General features: G+C 69.1%; 16 protein-coding genes, 1 tRNA gene and 1 rRNA gene. 12 read left to right on the plus strand and 6 right to left on the minus strand.

Annotation, left to right across the window (positions count from 1 at the left end):
* Positions 1 to 14: 14 nt before the first annotated feature.
* The 5 genes from ABL57_RS19390 to ABL57_RS19410 are packed head-to-tail and all read right to left on the minus strand — an operon-like array spanning position 15 to position 4,444.
* Positions 15 to 983, minus strand: coding sequence for a sugar kinase (locus ABL57_RS19390; RefSeq protein ID WP_047805115.1), 969 nt, complete (start codon positions 981 to 983; stop codon positions 15 to 17).
* Positions 980 to 1,645, minus strand: a complete 666-nt coding sequence (locus ABL57_RS19395; RefSeq protein WP_047805116.1) for a bifunctional 4-hydroxy-2-oxoglutarate aldolase/2-dehydro-3-deoxy-phosphogluconate aldolase — start codon at positions 1,643 to 1,645, stop codon at positions 980 to 982. Before ABL57_RS19395 ends, ABL57_RS19390 begins: the two co-directional genes overlap by 4 nt.
* Complete coding sequence (locus ABL57_RS19400) at positions 1,642 to 2,397, minus strand: SDR family oxidoreductase (RefSeq protein WP_047805117.1); 756 nt, start codon at positions 2,395 to 2,397, stop codon at positions 1,642 to 1,644. Before ABL57_RS19400 ends, ABL57_RS19395 begins: the two co-directional genes overlap by 4 nt.
* Entirely contained in the window at positions 2,394 to 3,485 is a 1,092-nt protein-coding gene (locus tag ABL57_RS19405) for a zinc-binding dehydrogenase (RefSeq protein WP_053005206.1), read from the minus strand. Before ABL57_RS19405 ends, ABL57_RS19400 begins: the two co-directional genes overlap by 4 nt.
* Positions 3,482 to 4,444: a C-terminal binding protein gene (locus tag ABL57_RS19410; protein WP_082157597.1), complete on the minus strand. Its 963-nt coding sequence runs from the start codon at positions 4,442 to 4,444 to the stop codon at positions 3,482 to 3,484. The genes ABL57_RS19405 and ABL57_RS19410 overlap by 4 nt, the downstream gene beginning before the upstream one ends.
* A 215-nt stretch (positions 4,445 to 4,659) precedes the next feature.
* On the opposite strand from ABL57_RS19410, the gene ABL57_RS19415 reads away from it, so the two are divergent.
* The 8 genes from ABL57_RS19415 (at position 4,660) to ABL57_RS19450 (ending at position 14,071) form a co-directional block, all read left to right on the plus strand.
* Entirely contained in the window at positions 4,660 to 5,748 is a 1,089-nt protein-coding gene (locus tag ABL57_RS19415; RefSeq protein WP_047805119.1) for a mandelate racemase/muconate lactonizing enzyme family protein, read from the plus strand.
* 36 nt (positions 5,749 to 5,784) lie between these two features.
* Positions 5,785 to 6,858 carry an ABC transporter substrate-binding protein gene (locus ABL57_RS19420; protein WP_047805120.1) on the plus strand — a complete coding sequence of 358 codons (1,074 nt, stop codon included), beginning with the start codon at positions 5,785 to 5,787 and terminating at the stop codon, positions 6,856 to 6,858.
* Positions 6,859 to 6,899: 41 nt separating this feature from the next.
* The gene (locus tag ABL57_RS19425) at positions 6,900 to 8,468 is read left to right on the plus strand and encodes a sugar ABC transporter ATP-binding protein (RefSeq protein WP_047805121.1); all 1,569 of its coding nucleotides are present in this window, start codon (positions 6,900 to 6,902) and stop codon (positions 8,466 to 8,468) included.
* Positions 8,465 to 9,457, plus strand: a complete 993-nt coding sequence (locus tag ABL57_RS19430; protein WP_082157598.1) for an ABC transporter permease — start codon at positions 8,465 to 8,467, stop codon at positions 9,455 to 9,457. The genes ABL57_RS19425 and ABL57_RS19430 overlap by 4 nt, the downstream gene beginning before the upstream one ends.
* A 53-nt stretch (positions 9,458 to 9,510) precedes the next feature.
* A complete protein-coding gene (locus tag ABL57_RS19435; RefSeq protein WP_203225690.1) occupies positions 9,511 to 10,437 on the plus strand; it encodes an ABC transporter permease in 927 nt (308 codons plus the stop codon).
* A gap of 59 nt (positions 10,438 to 10,496) precedes the next feature.
* Positions 10,497 to 11,276 (plus strand): glucose 1-dehydrogenase, encoded by a 780-nt coding sequence (locus ABL57_RS19440; RefSeq protein ID WP_047805123.1) that lies wholly within the window; start codon positions 10,497 to 10,499, stop codon positions 11,274 to 11,276.
* An 83-nt stretch (positions 11,277 to 11,359) separates the two neighbouring features.
* A complete protein-coding gene (locus ABL57_RS19445) occupies positions 11,360 to 12,850 on the plus strand; it encodes an aldehyde dehydrogenase family protein (protein WP_238986137.1) in 1,491 nt (496 codons plus the stop codon).
* A 186-nt stretch (positions 12,851 to 13,036) separates the two neighbouring features.
* On the plus strand, positions 13,037 to 14,071 hold the full coding sequence (locus ABL57_RS19450) for a LacI family DNA-binding transcriptional regulator (protein WP_238986138.1): 1,035 nt from the start codon (positions 13,037 to 13,039) through the stop codon (positions 14,069 to 14,071).
* 63 nt (positions 14,072 to 14,134) lie between these two features.
* On the opposite strand, the gene ABL57_RS19455 is transcribed toward ABL57_RS19450, so the two are convergent.
* Positions 14,135 to 15,565: an amidase family protein gene (locus ABL57_RS19455; RefSeq protein ID WP_047805124.1), complete on the minus strand. Its 1,431-nt coding sequence runs from the start codon at positions 15,563 to 15,565 to the stop codon at positions 14,135 to 14,137.
* A 59-nt stretch (positions 15,566 to 15,624) separates the two neighbouring features.
* On the opposite strand from ABL57_RS19455, the gene dnaB reads away from it, so the two are divergent.
* The 4 genes from dnaB to ABL57_RS22780 all read left to right on the plus strand — a co-directional run.
* On the plus strand, positions 15,625 to 17,061 hold the full coding sequence (dnaB, locus tag ABL57_RS19460) for a replicative DNA helicase (protein WP_082157602.1): 1,437 nt from the start codon (positions 15,625 to 15,627) through the stop codon (positions 17,059 to 17,061).
* Between the two features lie 141 nt (positions 17,062 to 17,202).
* Entirely contained in the window at positions 17,203 to 17,454 is a 252-nt protein-coding gene (locus ABL57_RS19465) for a DUF6458 family protein (RefSeq protein WP_047805126.1), read from the plus strand.
* 166 nt (positions 17,455 to 17,620) lie between these two features.
* Positions 17,621 to 17,693 (plus strand) — tRNA-Gly (locus ABL57_RS19470).
* Between the two features lie 960 nt (positions 17,694 to 18,653).
* A 16S ribosomal RNA gene (locus ABL57_RS22780) occupies positions 18,654 to 19,542 on the plus strand; the annotation flags it as partial.

Consider the following 19,542-nt stretch of genomic DNA (forward strand, 5'->3'; position numbering starts at 1 on the left):
GGGTCGCCGGTTGCTCACCGTGACACCGGGTCCTCCGGGGCCAGCAGGTGCAGCTCGGACCGCCGGGGCATCCCCTCCCAGTCGCCGGGCACCAGACATGCGAAGGCCCCCACCTGCGTCGCGGTGCGCAGCCGCTGGTCGGCCTCCGCGCCCCGGAGCAGCTCCGCGAGATAGCCGCCGACGAAGGCGTCGCCCGCTCCCACCGTGTCGACCACGCGCACCGGCACCGCGTCCCGGGCGTACTCCTTTCCGTCGATCAGCGCCAGGCACCCCTGGGCGCCGCGCTTGAGGACAGCCTGGGACGGACCCTCCGCGGCCATCCGGCGCGCGAGCTCCCAAGGATCGGAGGTCGGACCGACAGCGATCCCGGCCTCGTCGTCTCCCGCGAAGACGATGTCCACCTTGGTCATGATGCGGCGGAACTGCGCACCGGCGTCCTCCCGCGACCACAGGGCGGCACGGTAGTTGAGGTCGAAGGACACCGGGACGCCGGCCTCCCGGGCGAGGTCGACGGCGTGATGGGTCGCCGCGGCCGCCGACGGTGACAAGGCGGGCGTGATGCCGGTGACGTGCAGCAGCTTCGCCTCCCTGACGAGCTCACCCGGCACGTCCTCGGGCTCGAGCCGTGAACCGGCGCTGCCCGAACGGTAGTACCAGACCTTGAGCGCGTCGGCGGTCCGGCGCTCCTTGATCATCAGCCCGGTGGGGGCGGTCTCGTCCCGGACGGGCACGACGTCGATCCCCTCGCCACGCAGTTCACGCACGACCAGCTCGCCCAGACTGTCCGCACCGACACGTCCCACCCAGGCCACGGACGTGCCCAGGCGCCGCAGGGCGACGGCCACGTTGCTCTCGGCTCCGCCGATGCCGAGGCTCAAGGAGGGGACGTGGGGCAGCGGTCCAGGGGTGTCCGCCGTGAACAGCGCCATCGTCTCACCGAACGTGACGACGTCGGGGGCCCCGCCGCGGACGATGCCGTTCATGCCGACTCCTTCGCCGCGACGGCCTCGGCCACGAGGTTGCTCAGCCTGACGGCGCGGTCGGACAGCTCCCCGAGGTCCCCGCCCCGGAAGGCGTCCCGGAGCAGCGGCCCGCCCAGGCTCACGGCGAGCGCACCGGCAGCGATCCAGTCCGCCGCGTCCTCGATCCCGACGCCCCCGGAGGGGACGACCTGGAGATCCGGGAAAGGGCCACGCAGCTGACCGATGTATCCGGGGCCCACGGTGGAGGCCGGGAACAGCTTCACGGCCGTGGCACCCGCCTCCCACCCGGACAGCAGCTCGGTGGGCGTCAGCCCGCCGGGCAGCACCGGAACAGCTCGTGCCACCGCGCTCGCCACGACGGGCAGGGTCATCGTGGGGGTGACCAGGAAGCGTGCTCCACCGTCCATCGCACGCTCCGCCTGCTCCGGTGTGGTGACGGTGCCCACCCCGATCTCCGCCTCGCCGCCGAAACGGTCTGCGAGCGCAGGCAGCTGCTCGAACACGCCACGGGTGCTCAAAGTGAGCTCGATGGTCCGCACCCCGCCGCGCACCAGGGCGGCGACCACGGGTTCGTACTCGCGGGCGTGTTCGGCGCGCAGCACTGCGATGACCGGGTTCCGCCGCAGATGCTGAGCTGCGGCAGCTCTGTCGACTGCGCTCATCGGGCCAGCCACCCCCCGTCGACCGGAAGGACCACGCCGTGGACGTAGTCGGCGGCGGGGGACGCCAGGAAGACGACCGCTCCGGCCAGGTCCTGGCCCACACCCCAGCGGCCTGCCGGGATCCGGGCGGAGATCTGCTCGTTGCGCTCGCTGTCAGCCAGCAGCGCCGCGTTCATGTCGGTGGCGAAGTATCCCGGCGCCACGGCGTTGACGTTCACCCCTCGGCCGGCCCACTCGTTGCACAGCGCCTTGGTGAGCTGGGCCACCGCGCCCTTGGACGCCGCGTAGGCGGGGACCCGGTAGCCGCCCTGGAAGCTGAGCAGGGAGGCGAGGTTCACGATCCGGCCGTGTCCGCGCTCCAGCATCCCGGGCGCGAACCCGCGGCACAGCTGGAAGACGGACCGCAGGTTGACGTTCATGACCGCGTCGAAGTCCTCCAACGGGAAGTCGGTGGAGTCGTGCCGGATCTGCGTCCCCGCGTTGTTCACCAGGATGTCGACCCGGTGCTTGGCGAGCGTGTCGGCGATGGCCGCCGCGACGGACGCCTCGCTGCTGAGGTCCACGGCGACGTGGTCCAGCCGCACACCGGCCGCCCGCGCCCGGTCGAGCAGTTCTTCGGGGGGAGCGGCGCGCTGCATCGCGACGACGTCCGCGCCGGCCTCGATCAGGCCGGCGGCGATGCCGAGGCCGATGCCGCGGGAGGCCCCGGTGATGACGGCTGTTCGCCCGCTCAGGTCGAAAGGACTGGTCATGATGTGCGCACGCTCCTTGCACGGTCGTGGTCGAGGGGTGGCCGGGCGGGACTGACGAGGACCTTGAGCACGCCGCCGGCCGACATGGCCTTCTCGAAGGCCTCCTCGACGTCCTCGAGCGGGAAGACCTCCACGGGCAGGCGGCCCAGTCCCAGCGCATCGGTCTCCAGCAGCTGCACCGCCCTCTCCACGTCCGCGCGGGTGTAGACCCGGACGCCGACCACGGTGTTCTCCGCGAAGGTCAGGGCCTGGAGGTCCACCTCGACGGGCTTCTTGTACACACCTACGAGGACGACCGTCCCCAGGACGGACACGGCACGGCCGAGGACGGCGGCCACGGAGGGATGGGCGGCCGAGTCGAAGACGATGTCGGCGCCGTCACCGTCGGTCGCCCGGAGGACGGCGTCCACCGGATCGGCGCCGGCGGGGACGGTGTCGAACCCGAGGCTCTCGGCGATCCGGCGCCGCTCCTCGCTCGGCTCGGCGACGAGGACGTGCCCGGCGCCGGCGTGCCGGGCCACCAGGGCGGTGAGCATGCCGATGGGCCCCGCGCCGAAGACCATGACCTGCTCCCCGCCGGCCAGCCCGGAGCGGGCGACGGCGTGGACGGCGACGGCGAGCGGTTCGGCCAGGGCCGCCTCCAGCACGGGGACATCGGGACTGATCGGCACGAGGGCCTCCGGGGGCAAGGCCACGTACTCGGCGAGCGAGCCGGGCTCGTCGATGCCGTAGAGCCCCAGGCGGCGGCATACATGGGTGGCGCCGCTGCGGCAGGCGGAGCACGTCCCGCAGGAGATCAAGGGCTCCACCGTGACGCGGGTCCCTGCCGGAGGGCCGGTCGGTGCCGCGGTCTCCACGACGCCGGTGATCTCGTGACCCATGATGAGCGGGGCCTGCGCTCGCGGGTGGGTGCCGTGCAGGATGGAGAAGTCCGTCCCGCACAGACCGGTGTACTCGACCCGGATCACGGTCCGGCCGTCGTGCGGCTGGGGCACCGGTACCTGCTGGTTCTCCAGGCGGTCGGGACCGGTCCACACGGCAGCCCGCATGGTGGCCCGCTCTGCGGACGGGGAGAGCGCGGATGTCATGACAGCACCTCGGGGTTCAGGATGTTGCGCGGCGTGCGGCCCGCGCACACGTCCACCACGTTCTCGATGGCGCGGCGCTTGAGCTCGCTGTAGGACTCCTCGCTGTACCAGGCGGCATGCGGGGTGAGGACCGTGTTGGGCAGGTCGACGAGCGGGCTGTCCAGGGGCAGGGGTTCCTCCTCGAACACGTCGAGGGCAGCGCCCTTGAGCCGGCCCGACCGCAGGGCCCGCACGACGGCCGCCGTGTCGACCACGCCGCCGCGGCAGGTGTTGACCAGCACGGCTCCCTCCTTGGTCCGGGACAGGGCGGCGTCGTCGACGAGATGGTGGGTGCTCGCGTCCAGGGGGACGTGCAGGGACACGATGTCCGCCCGTTCCAGCAGGGCGTCGAACTCCACCGCCTCGATCCCCTCCTCCGCCTCCGTGCGCGGCGGGACGTGCGGGTCGCAGCCGATCACGGTGAAGCCCAGGGCGCGGGCCTTGGCCGCGGTGGCGGTTCCGATCCGGCCCATCCCCACCACGCCGAAGACGAGCTCCTTGACCCGGTGCAGCGGCTTGACGGACGTGAGCGCGTGCTGTCCGGCGCGCACGCCGCGGTCGAGCTGGACCACGCCGCGGACCAGTGCGAGCGCCAGGGCGACCGCGTGGTCGCTGACGTCCTCGGTGCCGTAGTCCGGCACGTTGCTCACCGCGACCCGGCGCGCCGTGGCCGCGTCGACGTCGACCGTGTCGACGCCGACGCCGTACCTGCCGATCGCCCGGAGCCGGGGGAGCGCCTCCAGGACGCGGTCGGTGACCGGTGCGTACTGCACCAGGATGCCGTCGGCGTCGCTTGCGGCCTCGATGACCTCGTCCTCGGAGCGGCACCGGGCCTGCACCACCTCCACCCCGTGCTGCGCCGCGACGTCCAGTTCCTCCTCGATCGTCTCGTGGTCACAGTCCGTGATGACGATCCTCATGTGCATCCACCTCTCACATCCATCGTTCGAGCACTGCCGCGATCGGGACCCCTGACGCGGGAGGCCGGGTGCGCCGGCGTCCGGAAGCTGTCGGGGGAGTCCGTCACAGAGGCGATTTTCAGTGTGACCCTAGACACACTAACCGAGTCGTGCCACAGTAGGAAACCGGTTTTCTAAACAGTTTTCCGAGGACTCCCCACCGCTGGAAGGTGCCCATGGCGAAGATCGAGTCGGTTGTCACCGACCACTACCGCGTCCCTCTGCCCGTCAAGCTGACCGACAGCATGCATGGCGACATGGACGACTTCGAGCTCATCACCGTCCGCATCACGGACACGGACGGGGTCGAGGGAATGGGCTACACCTACACCGTCAACGCCGGGGGCGCGGCGGTGGCGGTGATGATCGACCGGTACCTGTCCGACGTGCTCGTCGGCGCGGACCCGGAGCGCATCGAGGGGCTGTGGGAGAAGATGTGGTGGCACCTGCACTACGCCGGCCGCGGTGGGCACCAGACCTCGGCGATCTCCGCGATCGACGTCGCCCTGTGGGACCTCAAGGGCCGCCGGCTGGGCATGCCGCTGTGGAAGCTCTTCGGCGGCTACGATCCGAGGGTCCCCGTCTACGCGGGCGGCATCGACCTGCAGTTCAGCACGGAGCGCCTGCTCGAGCAGGCCGACGGTTTCCTCGAGCAGGGCTTCCGGGCGATCAAGATGAAGGTCGGCCGCGCCAACGTGCGCGAGGACGTCGACCGGGTGCAGCGCATGCGGGAGCACCTCGGCGACGAGTTCCCGCTCATGGTCGACGCGAACATGCGCTGGAGCGCCGACCAGGCCATTACCGCCGCCCGGGAGCTGCGCGCGTTCGACCTCGTCTGGCTCGAGGAGCCGACCATTCCCGACGACCTGCCCGGCCACGCCCGCATCCTGCGCGACGGCGGCATCCCCGTGGCCGGCGGGGAGAACCTGCACACGCTCCACGAGTTCCGGGCCGCCATCGACGCGCGGGCGATCTCCTACCCGGAGCCCGACGTCAGCAACTGCGGCGGGATGACCGTCTTCCGGAAGATCGCCGGGCTGGCAGAAGCGCACAACCTTCCCGTCACCAGCCACGGCGTGCACGACCTGACCGTGCACTGCCTGGCAGCCGCTCCGAACCGCGCGCACATGGAGGCGCACGGGTTCAGCCTGGAGCCCTACATCGCCGACCCGATGCCCGTGGTGGACGGTTTCGTCACGGCCCCGGAGGCGCCCGGGCACGGCATCGACCTCGACTTCGCGGCCCTCGAGCCCCACCGAGCCTGATCCACCCACCCTTCCGCACCAGCAAAGGACGATCCCATGGCACGCACGCACATTCTCCGCACCACAGCTGTCCTCGCCGCGGCGACGACCATCGCCGTCACCGGCTGCACCAAGAGCGCCGAGGAGGCCTCCGGCGGCTCCGGGGGCGCGGTCGGCAACGAGGAGGCCTCACAGGTGATCGAACGGACCTCAGAGGAGACCTGCACGAACCCGTCCCCCTCGGACATGGATCTGTCCGAGATGACGGTGGGCTTCTCCCAGTCGGAGAACGAGCAGAACCCCTTCCGCGCGACCGAGACCGAGTCCGTGCGCGCCGCCGTGGAGGAGAATGCGCAGGAGCTCGTGTACACCAACGCCAACAGCGACCAGGCCAAGCAGCTCAGCGACATCCGTTCGATGATCAACCAGGGAGTCGACGCGCTGATCGTCGCCCCCATCAGTGCCACCGGTCTGCAGAGTGCTTTCGACGCGGCCAACGAAGCCGGCATTCCGGTCGTGACGATCGACCGGCAGACTGAAGGCACTCCGTGCGAGGACTATCTCACCTTCCTGGGCTCGGACTTCCGGGAGCAGGGGGTGCGTGCGGCCGAGGCCATGGTCGAGGCCATCGACGGGGAGGGGCGCATCGCCGAGATCCAGGGTGCGCCGGGAAGCGACGTCGCGACGCTGCGCACCGAAGGGTTCGAGTCGGTCATCTCCGAGAACCCGGACATGCAGATCGTCGCCCAGCAGCCGGGCAACTGGTCCACCAGCGAGGCGCAGCAGGTGATGAGCCAGCTCCTGATCTCCAATCCCGACATCAACGGTGTGTACACCCACAGCGACACCATGGCCCTCGGCGCGCTGACCGCGATCCAGAACTCCGGCAAGACCGCGGGAGAAGACATCCAGGTGGTCTCCATCGACGGCACGCGGGACGCCGTGTCCCGGGTGGCCGAGGGAGAGATCGAGGCCGTGGTGGAAACCAACCCGCGGTTCGGGCCGGCGGCGATCCAGATGCTCGAGGACTGGTTCGCCGGTGAGGAGGTGCCGCAGGAAGTGATCATGAAGGACTCCCTCTACACCGAGGACAACGCTCAGGAGGCCCTGGACTCCGGAAAGGCCTACTGACCCGGGCCTCGCCCGGCCGAGCCGAACGAGAAGAGACATCGATGTCCAATCACGAGAAACCAGTAGTTCTGGAAGCCCGGAACATCCACAAGTCCTTCAACGGGGTGCACGCCCTCGAGGCTGCCTCCCTGACGCTGCGGGCCGGGGAGGTGCACGGCCTCAACGGGGAGAACGGCGCCGGCAAGTCCACCCTGATCAAGATCATCACCGGGTTCCACCAACCGGACGAGGGGGAGCTGCTCCTGGACGGTGAGCCGGTGTCGTTCGGCAAGCCGTTGGAGTCCCAGCACGCCGGTGTGAATACCGTGTACCAGGAGATCAACCTGATCCCCGAGCGGACCGTGGCCGAGAACATCCTGCTCGGCCGGGAACCACGCCGCGCGGGGCTGCTGGACAAGAAGGCCGCCGTCGAACAGACCCAGAAGATCATGGACCGCTTCGAGTTGAGCATCGATCCGCGCAGCAAGCTCTCCTCCCTGGGCCTGGGCCTGCAGCAGATGGTGGCCATCGTGCGGGCCGTGGCCTTCGAGGCCAAGGTCGTGATCCTCGACGAGCCGACGTCCGCGCTGAACGGCAACGAGATCGAGGTGCTCTTCCGCGTCATCCGCAGGCTCCGTGACGAGGGTGTCGCCCTGCTGTTCGTCAGTCACCGGATGTCCGAGCTCTACGAGCTGTGCGACCGTTTCACGGTCCTGCGGGACGGTCAGTTCGTCCTGGAGAGCACCCCGGCCGAACTCCCCCGCGCCGAGCTGGTCAATGCGATGCTCGGCGGTGTCGAACTGACGGAAGGCGTCGACGACCCCGACCGCGAACGGGAGCGGATCGACCGGTTGGCTCACGCCGAGATCGGGCTGTCGGTGCGCGGTCTGAACTGGACCAGCCGTGTCCGGGATGTCTCCTTCGACGTGCGCAAGGGCGAGATCGTGGGCCTGCTCGGACTGCTGGGGTCGGGCCGCACCGAGACCTGCAAATCGATCTACGGTGCGGTGAAGGCCGACAGCGGTGAGATCGTCGTCGACGGCACGCCACTGACCCGGCCCACGCCCGCCAAGGCGCTGGCCGCAGGGGTGGCCTACCTGTCCGAGGACCGGCGCAACGAAGGCATCTTCCCCGGGCTGAGCGTGAAGGAGAACATGACGGCAGCCGTGCTCCGGAAGATCTCCAGGTTCGGTCTCGTGCCCCGGTCCGCGCAGGACGACCTCGTGGACCAGTACTCGGACGAGCTCCGGGTCAAGGCAGCCGATGCCGAGCAGCCCGTCAGCGAGCTCTCCGGTGGCAACCAGCAGAAGGTGCTGCTCGCCCGCTGGCTGGCCATCGACCCCAAGGTCGTCCTGCTGGACGATCCCACCCGCGGCATCGACGTGGGTGCGAAGGCGGAGGTCCACCGGGTGGTCCGGGCCCTGGCCGACCGCGGCATCGCCGTGGTGATGACCTCGAGCGAGACCGAGGAGCTGCTGTCACTGTGCGACCGGCTGATCGTCCTCAACGAAGGCCGGGCCACCGGCGAGATGGATCCGCACGACATCGAGTACGAGGACATCCTGTCCCTGCTGGCCGGCCAGGGGGCCCAGACCGGGGCCGGGACACCACCTGCTGGAGGAACCGCATGACCACGCAGACACAGGAGCAGACGGCTCCAGGACAGACACAGAAATCACCGAGGCACGGCACCGCACTGGACTGGGCAGGCAAGTACTCCGTCTACCTCGCCCTGGTGGCGCTGGTCCTCGTCAACCTGGTCGCGACCAACGGTTTCGCCAGCGTCCTGACGCTGGAGAACATCCTCTTCGGCGCGGCACCCATCATCCTCATCGCCGTGGGCCAGACCCTCGCGATCGGCACCGGGGGCATCGACCTGTCCGTCGGCTCAGTGATGGCCTTCTCCTCCGCCGTGATCGCGCTCTACCTCGGCTACGGAGAGATCGCCGCGCTGATCATCGCCGTCCTCGCGGCAGCATTGATCGGCACCTTCAACGGGTCCTTGATCGCGTTCCTGAAGATCAATCCGCTGATCACCGGGCTCGGCCTGCTGGTGGCGGTCCGCGGTCTCGCCCAGGCGGTCTCCGGCGGTTCGCGCAACAGCATCCCATCAGGAGGCCTCTTCACCTGGCTGGGCACCGCCGCGTGGTTCGGGATCCCCGCCGTGGCCGTCATCGCCTTCGCGGTGGCCGGGATCGTCGCCCTGCTGGTCCGCCGCACAACGTTCGGCCGCTATGCCCTGTTCGCCGGATCCAACCGGGAGGCCGCCTTCCTGACGGGAACTCCTCGCAACACCATGCTCGTGAGCATCTACACGCTCAGCGCGATGCTCGCCGGGATCGCCGGCGTCATGGTCTCGGCGCGCATCGGCGCGTCCGATCCCAGCTTCATCGGCATCAACCTGGAACTGACGGCCATCGCGGCGGTCGTGATCGGCGGCACCCCGCTCGTCGGAGGGCGAATCACCGTCCTCGGGACCGTGGCCGCCGCGCTGTTCCTGCAACTGATCGACACGACGTTCGTGATGAACGACATCAACTTCGCCTACGCACAGATCCTCAAGGCGGCACTCATCGTGGCCGCCCTGTATCTGCAGCGCTCGTGGAAGGACACCCGATGACCACCACGGTCTCACCCCAACCGCCTGCTGACACCACTGGACGGCGTCGGCGAGTGCTGGAACTCGTCCAGTCCTACGGCGTGATCGGCGCGCTCCTCCTGCTCGGGCTCGTCGCCACGGCCTTCTCGCCCAGCTTCGCCAACCCGGGCAACCTCACCGCGATCGTCACTGCGGCCTGTTTCATCGGCCTGATCACCATCGGCCAGAGCTTCGTGCTCATCTCCGGGGGGATCGACCTCTCCGTCGGCTCGATGGTCGGGCTCGGAACGGTCGTCGCGGCCCTCGCCGCCCCGTACGGGTGGGCCCTCGCACTGATCGCTCCCATCCTGACGGGTGCGGTCATGGGTCTGATCAACGGGCTGCTCATCGGCAAGGCCCGCATGGCACCGTTCATCGTCACGCTCTCGGCGCTGCTGGCGGTGAAGGGCATCGCCCTCGTGCTCGCGGGTTCCAGCATCGTCATCCCCGGCGGGACCTTCACCGCGATCAGCAACGGCTCCCTGCTCGGCGTCTCTAACCTCATCTGGATCCTCCTCGCCGCCTTCGCCTTGGCCGCCCTGGTGCTCAATCGCACCACCTTCGGCTCGAGGGTCTTCGCGCTGGGCGGGAACGAGGACGCGGCCAAGATGCTGGGTGTGGACGTGGGCAACATCAAGGTCGCCGTCTACACGATCAGCGGCGCACTGGCCGGCCTGTCCGGGGCGCTGCTCGCGTCCCGGCTCTCCTCCGGCGTCGCCACACTCGGCACAGGCTACGAACTCCGTTCCATCGCCGCCGCCGTGATCGGGGGAGTCCTGCTGACGGGCGGTGTGGGCAGCATGCTCGGCGCCCTCTGCGGGGCCCTGCTCATCGCCACCATCGGCAACGTCATCAACCAGATCGGCTCTCTCAACGCCTACTACCAGGACCTCGTCACCGGCCTCTTCCTGGTGTTGGCCGTGGTGATCCAAGGCGTCCTGACCAACCGGCGCAGGCAATGACCGCGTCCGCGCACCAGAACCACAACGACACACCACTCACCAGCACGAAGGAGAACAGCATGGGAACGCTCGAGAACAAGGTCGCCCTCATCACCGGCGCAGCCTCCGGCATGGGCAAGGCGATGGCACACGGCTACGCGGCCGAAGGCGCTCACGTCGTCATCGCGGACCTCAACCTCGACGGCGCCGAGGCCGTGGCCCAGGAGATCCGCAGCGCCGGAGGTGCGGCCTCGGCCAAGGCCTTCAACGTGACCGACACCGAGGGATCCAAGACCCTCGTGGACGAGATCGTCGCCGAGCAGGGAAGCCTGGACATCCTCGTCAACAACGCCGGCATCGGCCTGATCAAGACCGTGTGGGAGACGACGCCCGCGGAGTGGGACAGGATCTTCGACGTCAACGTCAAGGGCCTGTTCTTCCTCTCCCAGGCGGCCAGCGAGCCCATGCGCCGCCAGGGCAGCGGAAAGATCATCAACATGGCCTCCGTGGCCGGTCGCCGCGGTGAGGCCCTGGTGTCGGCCTACTGTGCGTCCAAGGCCACGGTCGTCTCCATCACCCAGTCCGTGGCCCTGGCCCTGGCCCCCTACGGCGTCAACGTCAACGCCATGGCGCCCGGCGTGGTCGACACCCCCTACTGGAAGGAGGTCGACAAGCAGTTCGGTGAGATCACCGGCAAGGCCGAGGGCGAGACCTTCAAGAGCGTCGCCGACACCATCCCGCTCGGCCGTACCTCCGTGCCGGCCGACGTCGTGCCGCTGGCGGTCTTCCTCGCCGGACCAGGCTCCGACTACATCACCGGCCAGACGTACAACGTCGAGGGCGGCACCTACTTCAACTGACGGTCCCCGGCCGTCATGAGCACCGCTCCCTCCCGGCCCCGTGCCGGGCGGGAGCCCAGCCACGGACACAGATGGAGGACATCTTGACCACCACGACAACCACTTCGATCCTGGGCAGCGGCACGCTCCTGGGCCCCGAGCCCAGGATGCTGGTCGGAGGCGAGTGGATCTCCACCTCCGCCACCCGCCCCGTCGACAACCCGGCCACCGGAGACGTCTTCACCGGCGTGCCCGAGGCCGAGGAGGAGCACGTCGACCAGGCCCTGCGGCGCGCCCGGGCCGCGCAGCGGACGTGGGCCCGCCTCCCCCTGGCGCAGCGCGCCGACGTCCTCGCCGAGATCGTCCGGCAGGTCGACCTGCACGCCGAGGAACTGGCCCGGATCGTCGTCGCCGAGCAGGGCAAGACCATCACGGAGGCGCGGGGGGAGATCCAGGGCGTCAAGAGCTTCTTCGACTTCGCCCTCAGCCAGAAGTACCGCAACGTGGGCGAGCTCGTGGCGCCGTCCCGGCCCGGGGCCCAGCTGACGATCCGGGAGGAGCCGGTCGGCGTCGTGGTCGCCATCATCCCCTGGAACTTCCCCGCGGCGATCTTCGCGCGGAAGGTCGCTCCGGCGCTCATGGCCGGCAACGCCATCGTCCTCAAGCCCAGCGAGGTGACGCCGCTCTCGGCGCTGGCCATGGCGAGGGTGTGCCAGCTGGCAGAGGTGCCGGACGGTCTCCTCAGTGTCATCACCGGCCCTGGCCGCAGCATCGGCAAGGCTCTTGTGGAGCACCCGGTCACCGACATGGTCACGGTGACCGGGTCCACCCGGGCGGGCCGCGAGATCCTCGCCCAGGCGGCCGAGAAGATCATCCCGGTCTCCCTGGAGCTCGGCGGCAAGGCCCCCGTCATCGTGTTCGACGACGCCGATCTGGAGCTGGCCGTGCAGGACGCCTTCGAAGCACGGTTCTGGAACTGCGGGCAGGTCTGCACCTGCAACGAGCGCACCTACGTCCAGCGGGGCGTGTACGACGAGTTCGTCCGGCGCTTCGTCGACAAGGTGCGAGGCCTCAAGGTCGGCGACCCCACCGACGAGTCGTCCCAGATGGGCCCCAAAGTCTCCGCGGCGGAGTGGGCGAAGGTCAAGGAATTCGTGGACAACGCCGTCGCCGCGGGCGCGAAGGTCGAGATCGGGGGCGGCCGGCCCGAGGGGGTCGACGAGGGCGGACACTGGTTCGCGCCCACCGTGCTGACCGGTGTCACCAACGACATGGAGATCGTGCAGCACGAGGTCTTCGGCCCCGTGCTGCCGATCATCCCGTTCGACACCTACGAGGAGGTCATCGAGTGGGCGAACTCCACGGTCTACGGGCTCACCTCGCACGTGTACACCGAGAACATGCGGGTCGCGATGACCGCCACCGACGATCTCGAGTTCGGCGAGGTCTACATCAACCGGATCGGTCCCGAGGAGGTCGGCGGCTTCCACACCGGCTGGAAGCTCTCCGGCATGGGCGGTGACGACGGCCAGCACGGGTTCGAGCGCTACACCCACCGCAAGACCGTCTACGTCGACTACGGTCCGCAGCGGTAGGCCCGCCGCCGGCCGGCCATCGGGCGGAGCGCCGGGTCCCTCGCACGGGGACCCGGCGCTCCCGTCCCGACGTGCCCGGACGCCGGACGGTCGGCGTCGTGGTTCACTCGAACGATGGGCCAGGCACCGGACCGCGTCCGGATGCCCGTCGTCCGCCGCACACACCGACCTACAGGGGGAGCAGCCGTGGAACCCGCCACGCCCGTCCGGACGCGTGTCCGTCTCGTCGACGTCGCCGAGCTGGCCGGAGTGACGAAATCGGTGGCCTCGCGCGTGCTCAACGGGGACACGACCATCAACGTGCGACCCAGCACGAAGCAGCGGATCCTCGATGCCGCGCGGACTCTGAACTACGCGCCGCACGCCGGGGCGAAGGCACTGGCAGGCGCCCGGACCAAGGCTCTGGCGCTGCTGATCCCGGATCTGATGAACGCGGTCTACGCCCGGATCGCGCGCGGGGCCTATCAGCGAGCTCGCGAGCACGGGTACGTCGTACTCCTCGCGGAGGACACGGTGGACTCCAACGCCCAGTCCGACTACACCGATCTGGTCGGGGCAGGGCGCGTGGAGGGACTGCTCATCGCCTCCGCCCGGCAGGGACATCCCCTCCTGGACTCCGGACAGCTCAACACCATTCCCCATGTCTTCGTCAACCGCTCGGTGCCGGGCTCGGGACGGAGCCTGACGGTGGACCTCCAGGGCGCGAGCCAGATCGCGTTCGACTACCTGAGGGGCCTCGGCCACGAGCGCATGGCTCACATCTCCGGGCCCGGCGTCCTGATGCCCGCGCAGGAGCGCGAGAAGGGCTTCGTGGCGGCCGCCTCCGCGGCGGGCTACCCCGCACCGTTCGTGGTGCGGGAGATCTTCGACGAAGCAGGCGGCTTCCGCGCCGCCCAGCAGATCATCGGGGCGCGGCCCGACGTCACGGCCGTCTACGCCGGGACCTTCTCGCAGTCGGTCGGCGCCCTGAAGGCGCTCCGGCGTTCGGGCGTCGACGTCCCCGGCGACGTGTCCGTGCTCTCCTACGACGACCTGCCTCTGGCGGAGTACTTGGATCCGTCGCTGACCACCATGTCGCTCCCCCTGCTGGAGCTGGGACAGCTGGCCGTCGACGCCCTGGTGGCCCAGCTGCAGGGAACCCCGCCGCGCGACATCGTCCTGCCGGAGAGGCCGATCATCCTGGAGCGCGAATCGACGGCGAAGGCTCCCGGCACCGCGTGACGGCGGTGCCCCCGGACGGAGCCGCAGCCCGGCGTCCCGGTCCAGGACCTCCTCGCCACGGCCTCACCGCTCCCGCAGCAGCGCCTCCACCGTCCGGGCGAGGTCCAGCAGCACGGCGTCCGCGCCCGGACCGGCCGCCAGCTCGAGACCCACGGGCAGCCCCGCCGCGGTGCGCCCGGCGGGGAGGGTGATCCCCGGCGTGCCGATGGTGTCCGCGAGGTCGGAGTGGCGCGTGAAGGTCTCGAGCGTGGGCACACGGCGGCCGTTGAGCTCCACGGTCCCGTCGTCGCCGAGCGGGCGGGCCGTCACCGGGCAGGTCGGCTGCACCAGGGCCGTGACGCCCCGGGCCTCCAGCGCCCCGGTGTAGAGCCGCAGGGCCAGCCGGCGGGCCTGCTGGGCGGCCCGGTACTCGTCGTCGGCGGCGCGGAACACCTCGGCCAGCTCCCAGATCCGCCGGACGTCCGGGCTGCCGATCCCGCGCCGCACCTGCTCCAGGGAGGGCCCGCCGCCCCGGTCCGCCAGGTACGCCTGCAGGTCCGGCAGGAACTCGTGCAGGACGATCGCCATCCCGGCGGCAGCCGCATGATCCCGGGCCGGGGCGACGTCCACCTCGACGAGTTCCGCGCCGGCGGCCTCGAGCGCTCGCAGGGCCGCGCCGAACACCGTGTCCACCCCGGGCTCCAGGTCCCGGAGGAACAGCCCGGGGACGCCCAGCCGGAGTCCGTGCAGCGGGCCGGGACCCTCGTCCTCGACCTCCAGGTGCCGGGCGCGGGGCGGGCCGCTCGGGCGCTCCCCGGCCAGCAGCGCGTCCAGCAGGACCACGTCGTCCACGGTGCGGGCCACGGTGCCGATCGTGGCCCGGGAGTGGGCGATCGACAGGACCCCCGACGACGGATAGCGGCCCAGCGTGGGCCGGAACCCCACGATCCCGCAGAGGGCGGCGGGGATGCGGGAGGAACCGCCCGTGTCCGCGGCGACCGCCGCCGGGACCAGGCCGACCGCCACGGCCACCGCCGAGCCCCCGCTGCCGCCGCCGGCGGCCAGCGCGGGGTCCAGCGGGTGGTGCACCGGGCCCAGGGAGCCGTGGGTCGAGGTGATGCCGAAGGACAGCTCGTGCGGGTTGGTCTTCAGGAACAGGATGGCGCCGGCCGCCCGCAGACGCCGGACCGCGGGGGCGTCCCGGCCCACCACATGGTCCTCCAGCGCCCGCGTGCCACCCGTGGTGGGGAACCCGGCCACGTCCACGACGTCCTTGACGCCCAGGGGGATCCCCGTCAGCGGCCCCCACGTCTCCCGGCGGTCCAGGGCGTGGGCGAAGGCGCGCGCCAGCTCCGGGTCCACGCTGATCACCGCCCCGAGCCGCTGGGCCGGCGGCAGACGCTCCAGCAGGGCGTCGAGGTGCTCCACATGGCTGATCCGGCCCGCGGCCAGCTCTTCCCGCGTGGTCCGGATGTCCCACGAACAGGGACCGCTGAGGTCTGTGGTGAGCGCCATGGTCCATGGTGTCCACGGACACCACCGGGCGGCAAGCGGTGTCCGCGGTCGGTGCGAGAATGGTGGGGCCGCCCGCAGACGAGGCGGCGTCGTCGTTCGTCCGTCCGTGCCCCCGCGCGGGCGCAGGGAGAGGTGGGCACGTGTCGGAGCAGTCGTCCGGAGGCGATCGGGAGTTCGGACGGACCCCGCCGCAGGACAACGTCGCGGAGCAGTCGGTGCTCGGCGGCATGATGCTGTCCAAGGACGCCATCGCGGACGTCGTGGAGGTGCTGCGCGGCGTCGACTTCTACAAGCCGGCTCACGAGTCCATCTACGAGGCCGTCATCTCCCTGTACGGGCGCGGCGAGCCCGCCGACGCCATCACGGTGGCCGACGAGCTGACCAAGCGCGGCGAGATCGAGCGCGTGGGCGGGCCCGCGTACCTGCACACCCTCATCTCCTCGGTCCCGACCGCCGCCAACGCCGGGTTCTACGCCGAGATCGTGCGCGAGCGCGGGGTGCTGCGCCGCCTCGTGGAGGCCGGCACCAAGATCGTGCAGCTGGGCTACAGCTCCGACGGCGAGGTCGACGACATCGTCAACGCCGCCCAGGCCGAGATCTACCAGGTGGCCGAGCGCCGCTCCTCCGAGGACTACACGGTGCTCAAGGAGGTCATCGAGTCCACCGTCGACGAGATCGAGGCCGCCGGCTCCCGCGGCGAGGGCATGCGCGGCGTGCCCACCGGCTTCATCGAGCTCGACGAGCTGACCCAGGGCTTCCAGGGCGGGCAGATGATCGTCATCGCGGCCCGCCCGGCCATGGGCAAATCCACCCTGGCCCTCGACGTCGCGCGGTCCGCGGCGATCAAGCACAACCAGACCACGGTGATCTTCTCCCTGGAGATGAGCCGCAACGAGATCGCCATGCGCCTGCTCTCCGCCGAGGCGACGCTGAACATGCAGGACCTGCGCAAGGGGCGCCTGCAGGACGAGCAGTGGGCGAAGATCGCCACCACGATGGGCAAGATGGACTCCGCACCGCTGTTCATCGACGACTCCCCGAACATGTCGCTGATGGAGATCCGGGCGAAGTGCCGCCGGCTCAAGCAGAAGCACGACCTCAAGCTCGTGGTGCTGGACTACCTCCAGCTGATGAGCTCGGGCAAGAAGGTCGAGTCCCGTCAGCAGGAGGTCTCGGAGTTCTCCCGTGCCCTGAAGCTGCTGGCCAAGGAGCTGGAGGTCCCGGTCATCGCGCTGTCCCAGCTGAACCGTGGCTCCGAGCAGCGCCAGGACAAGAAGCCGATGGTCTCGGACCTCCGCGAGTCGGGCTCGATCGAGCAGGACGCCGACATGGTGATCCTGCTGCACCGCGACGACGTCTACGACAAGGAGTCACCGCGCGCCGGTGAGGCGGACGTGATCGTGGCGAAGCACCGCAACGGTCCCACCAAGACGATCGTGGTGGCGTTCCAGGGCCACTACTCCCGGTTCGCCAACATGGCCCACGAGGGGCTGTAGACCGTCCCCGGCGTCGCATCGGCGCTGGGGGAGAACCTGTGAGTCTTCGACCGTTCGCGGGCTTATCAGCGTGCAGGCCCGTCTGTAGGATGATTGCAACTGCAAAGCACATGCTTTTGCCGCGATTCCTAGGAGCCCCTCATGAACCGCAACTTCTCCGCCGGTGCCGCCATCACGCTCGTTCTGGGACTGATCCTGGTCTTCGCCACCAGCGGCAACACGATCAGCCTCGGCTCGTTCGCCATCAGCCTGGTCACGGTGGGGTGGATCCTCACCGTGGTCGGCGCGGTGCTGCTGGTGATCTCCCTCATCCCACGGCGCACCAGCACCCAGACCCGACACGTCGACCCTGCCGGCCGGGAGTCCGTCACCGAGCGCGACTCGCACCTCTGAGCCCGGCCGGGCGAATCCTGCGCTCCTGAGGCGTAATCGCCACGGTCATGGCACAGGCCGGGACCACGGAAAAGGGGAGCGCACCCGGGGCCTTCCTGGCCGGCGTGACGCACACGCCGCAAGAATCGGGTAATGTCTTCCCGTGGCTCCTGCTGGAGCCACGAATGCGGCAGTAGCTCAGCTGGTAGAGCGCCACCTTGCCATGGTGGAGGTCGCGGGTTCGACTCCCGTCTGCCGCTCTTCCCGTACCCTCTCGCAGGGTGAGACGGAGGACCTTTCCGTCATCGACGGATCCAGGTGTCGAACGAATTCACCGGCCGCAGATGTCCTCGCCACAGAGATGGCGCGTGATCACGCGGATGCGCACCGCTCGATCACCACGACTCGATCCCTCGTCCGCAGCACGTCCGCTGCAGCCCCGCCCGCAGCGATGACTCGCCTGTCCCGGGCAGCGGCCGGCTCAACAGCCGACGACGTCGCCGAGCGGCCCAGCAGGCACCACAGATCCCATGGCCCACGGATGCGGCCGGGACCGACCCGCATTGCTCCGCAGGGGCGCTCGCGCTGGCGCAGGGCGCCGGATCGATCGGGCGCCACATCCTTGGTGATTCACGGTGCAGCACGACGATGCCGCCAGTGCCCCCACCGTCCGACCTGCGGCTGCCGGGGAGGGGGCTGTCCGGTCCGTCAGCACAGACCCTCGGCAGCAGAAAGTCCGTCGCAGCAAAGTTGCCCGATGCCGTTCCGGGTCTGCGGGCACACCCCGTTCGTGCGGTGTCGGTGGGTGTTTTGACGGGGTGTGGGGGTGGGTGTAGTGTCGTCCGGGTTGCTGCGGGTGGGCGAGGTTCTCGCCCCGTGGTGGCGGTAGGTTTCCGGTGGTTGGTTCTTCTCCGGAGTCGTTCTGGTGCTGTCGTGTCCCGCTGGGCGGGGTGCGGGAGTTGCGTGGGGCGGGTCGGGGAGGTAAATTAGCTGAGTCGCTGCGGCCGGGACGGGTTGTCCGGGGCCGGGAGGCGGCGAAGATTCCACTCACGAGTTTCGGGGCCTTTCGGGTCCTGGTTCTTGGTCTGTTGTTTGAGAACTCAATAGTGTGCCATGTTTGTTGATACCGATTGTTTTATCGGTTGATGGTTGTCGTGCGCCTCGCCTCCGTGGGGTGGCGGCAGCTTTTCGGCCGGGTTCGAAATGTTTTTCGTTGTTTTTTGACGGAGAGTTTGATCCTGGCTCAGGACGAACGCTGGCGGCGTGCTTAACACATGCAAGTCGAACGATGATCTCCCGCTTGCGGGGGTGATTAGTGGCGAACGGGTGAGTAATACGTGAGTAACCTGCCCTTGACTCTGGGATAAGCCTGGGAAACCGGGTCTAATACTGGATACTACTCCTCATCGCATGGTGGGGGGTGGAAAGGGTTCTACTGGTTTTGGATGGGCTCACGGCCTATCAGCTTGTTGGTGGGGTAATGGCTCACCAAGGCGACGACGGGTAGCCGGCCTGAGAGGGTGACCGGCCACACTGGGACTGAGACACGGCCCAGACTCCTACGGGAGGCAGCAGTGGGGAATATTGCGCAATGGGGGGAACCCTGACGCAGCCATGCCGCGTGAATGAAGAAGGCCTTCGGGTTGTAAAGTTCTTTCGGTATTGAGGAAGGTTGATGTGTTAATAGCACATCAAATTGACGTTAAATACAGAAGAAGCACCGGCTAACTCCGTGCCAGCAGCCGCGGTAATACGGAGGGTGCGAGCGTTAATCGGAATAACTGGGCGTAAAGGGCACGCAGGCGGTTATTTAAGTGAGGTGTGAAAGCCCCGGGCTTAACCTGGGAATTGCATTTCAGACTGGGTAACTAGAGTACTTTAGGGAGGGGTAGAATTCCACGTGTAGCGGTGAAATGCGTAGAGATGTGGAGGAATACCGAAGGCGAAGGCAGCCCCTTGGGAATGTACTGACGCTCATGTGCGAAAGCGTGGGGAGCAAACAGGATTAGATACCCTGGTAGTCCACGCTGTAAACGCTGTCGATTTGGGGATTGGGCTTAGAGCTTGGTGCCCGTAGCTAACGTGATAAATCGACCGCCTGGGGAGTAG

It is taken from the genome of Kocuria sp. SM24M-10, assembly GCF_001027955.1.
In the GTDB taxonomy this organism is placed as follows: Bacteria; Actinomycetota; Actinomycetes; order Actinomycetales; family Micrococcaceae; genus Kocuria; species Kocuria oceani.

What these genes read in the sequence shown, in the direction of transcription:
- ABL57_RS19390 (WP_047805115.1), bottom strand. Translation starts at nt 983, where the DNA reads ATGAACGGCATCGTCCGCGGCGGGGCCCCCGACGTCGTCACGTTCGGT.
- ABL57_RS19395 (WP_047805116.1), bottom strand. Translation starts at nt 1,645, where the DNA reads ATGAGCGCAGTCGACAGAGCTGCCGCAGCTCAGCATCTGCGGCGGAAC.
- ABL57_RS19400 (WP_047805117.1), bottom strand. Translation starts at nt 2,397, where the DNA reads ATGACCAGTCCTTTCGACCTGAGCGGGCGAACAGCCGTCATCACCGGG.
- ABL57_RS19405 (WP_053005206.1), bottom strand. Translation starts at nt 3,485, where the DNA reads ATGACATCCGCGCTCTCCCCGTCCGCAGAGCGGGCCACCATGCGGGCT.
- ABL57_RS19410 (WP_082157597.1), bottom strand. Translation starts at nt 4,444, where the DNA reads ATGAGGATCGTCATCACGGACTGTGACCACGAGACGATCGAGGAGGAA.
- ABL57_RS19415 (WP_047805119.1), top strand. Translation starts at nt 4,660, where the DNA reads ATGGCGAAGATCGAGTCGGTTGTCACCGACCACTACCGCGTCCCTCTG.
- ABL57_RS19420 (WP_047805120.1), top strand. Translation starts at nt 5,785, where the DNA reads ATGGCACGCACGCACATTCTCCGCACCACAGCTGTCCTCGCCGCGGCG.
- ABL57_RS19425 (WP_047805121.1), top strand. Translation starts at nt 6,900, where the DNA reads ATGTCCAATCACGAGAAACCAGTAGTTCTGGAAGCCCGGAACATCCAC.
- ABL57_RS19430 (WP_082157598.1), top strand. Translation starts at nt 8,465, where the DNA reads ATGACCACGCAGACACAGGAGCAGACGGCTCCAGGACAGACACAGAAA.
- ABL57_RS19440 (WP_047805123.1), top strand. Translation starts at nt 10,497, where the DNA reads ATGGGAACGCTCGAGAACAAGGTCGCCCTCATCACCGGCGCAGCCTCC.
- ABL57_RS19455 (WP_047805124.1), bottom strand. Translation starts at nt 15,565, where the DNA reads ATGGCGCTCACCACAGACCTCAGCGGTCCCTGTTCGTGGGACATCCGG.
- dnaB (WP_082157602.1), top strand. Translation starts at nt 15,625, where the DNA reads ATGGTGGGGCCGCCCGCAGACGAGGCGGCGTCGTCGTTCGTCCGTCCG.
- ABL57_RS19465 (WP_047805126.1), top strand. Translation starts at nt 17,203, where the DNA reads ATGAACCGCAACTTCTCCGCCGGTGCCGCCATCACGCTCGTTCTGGGA.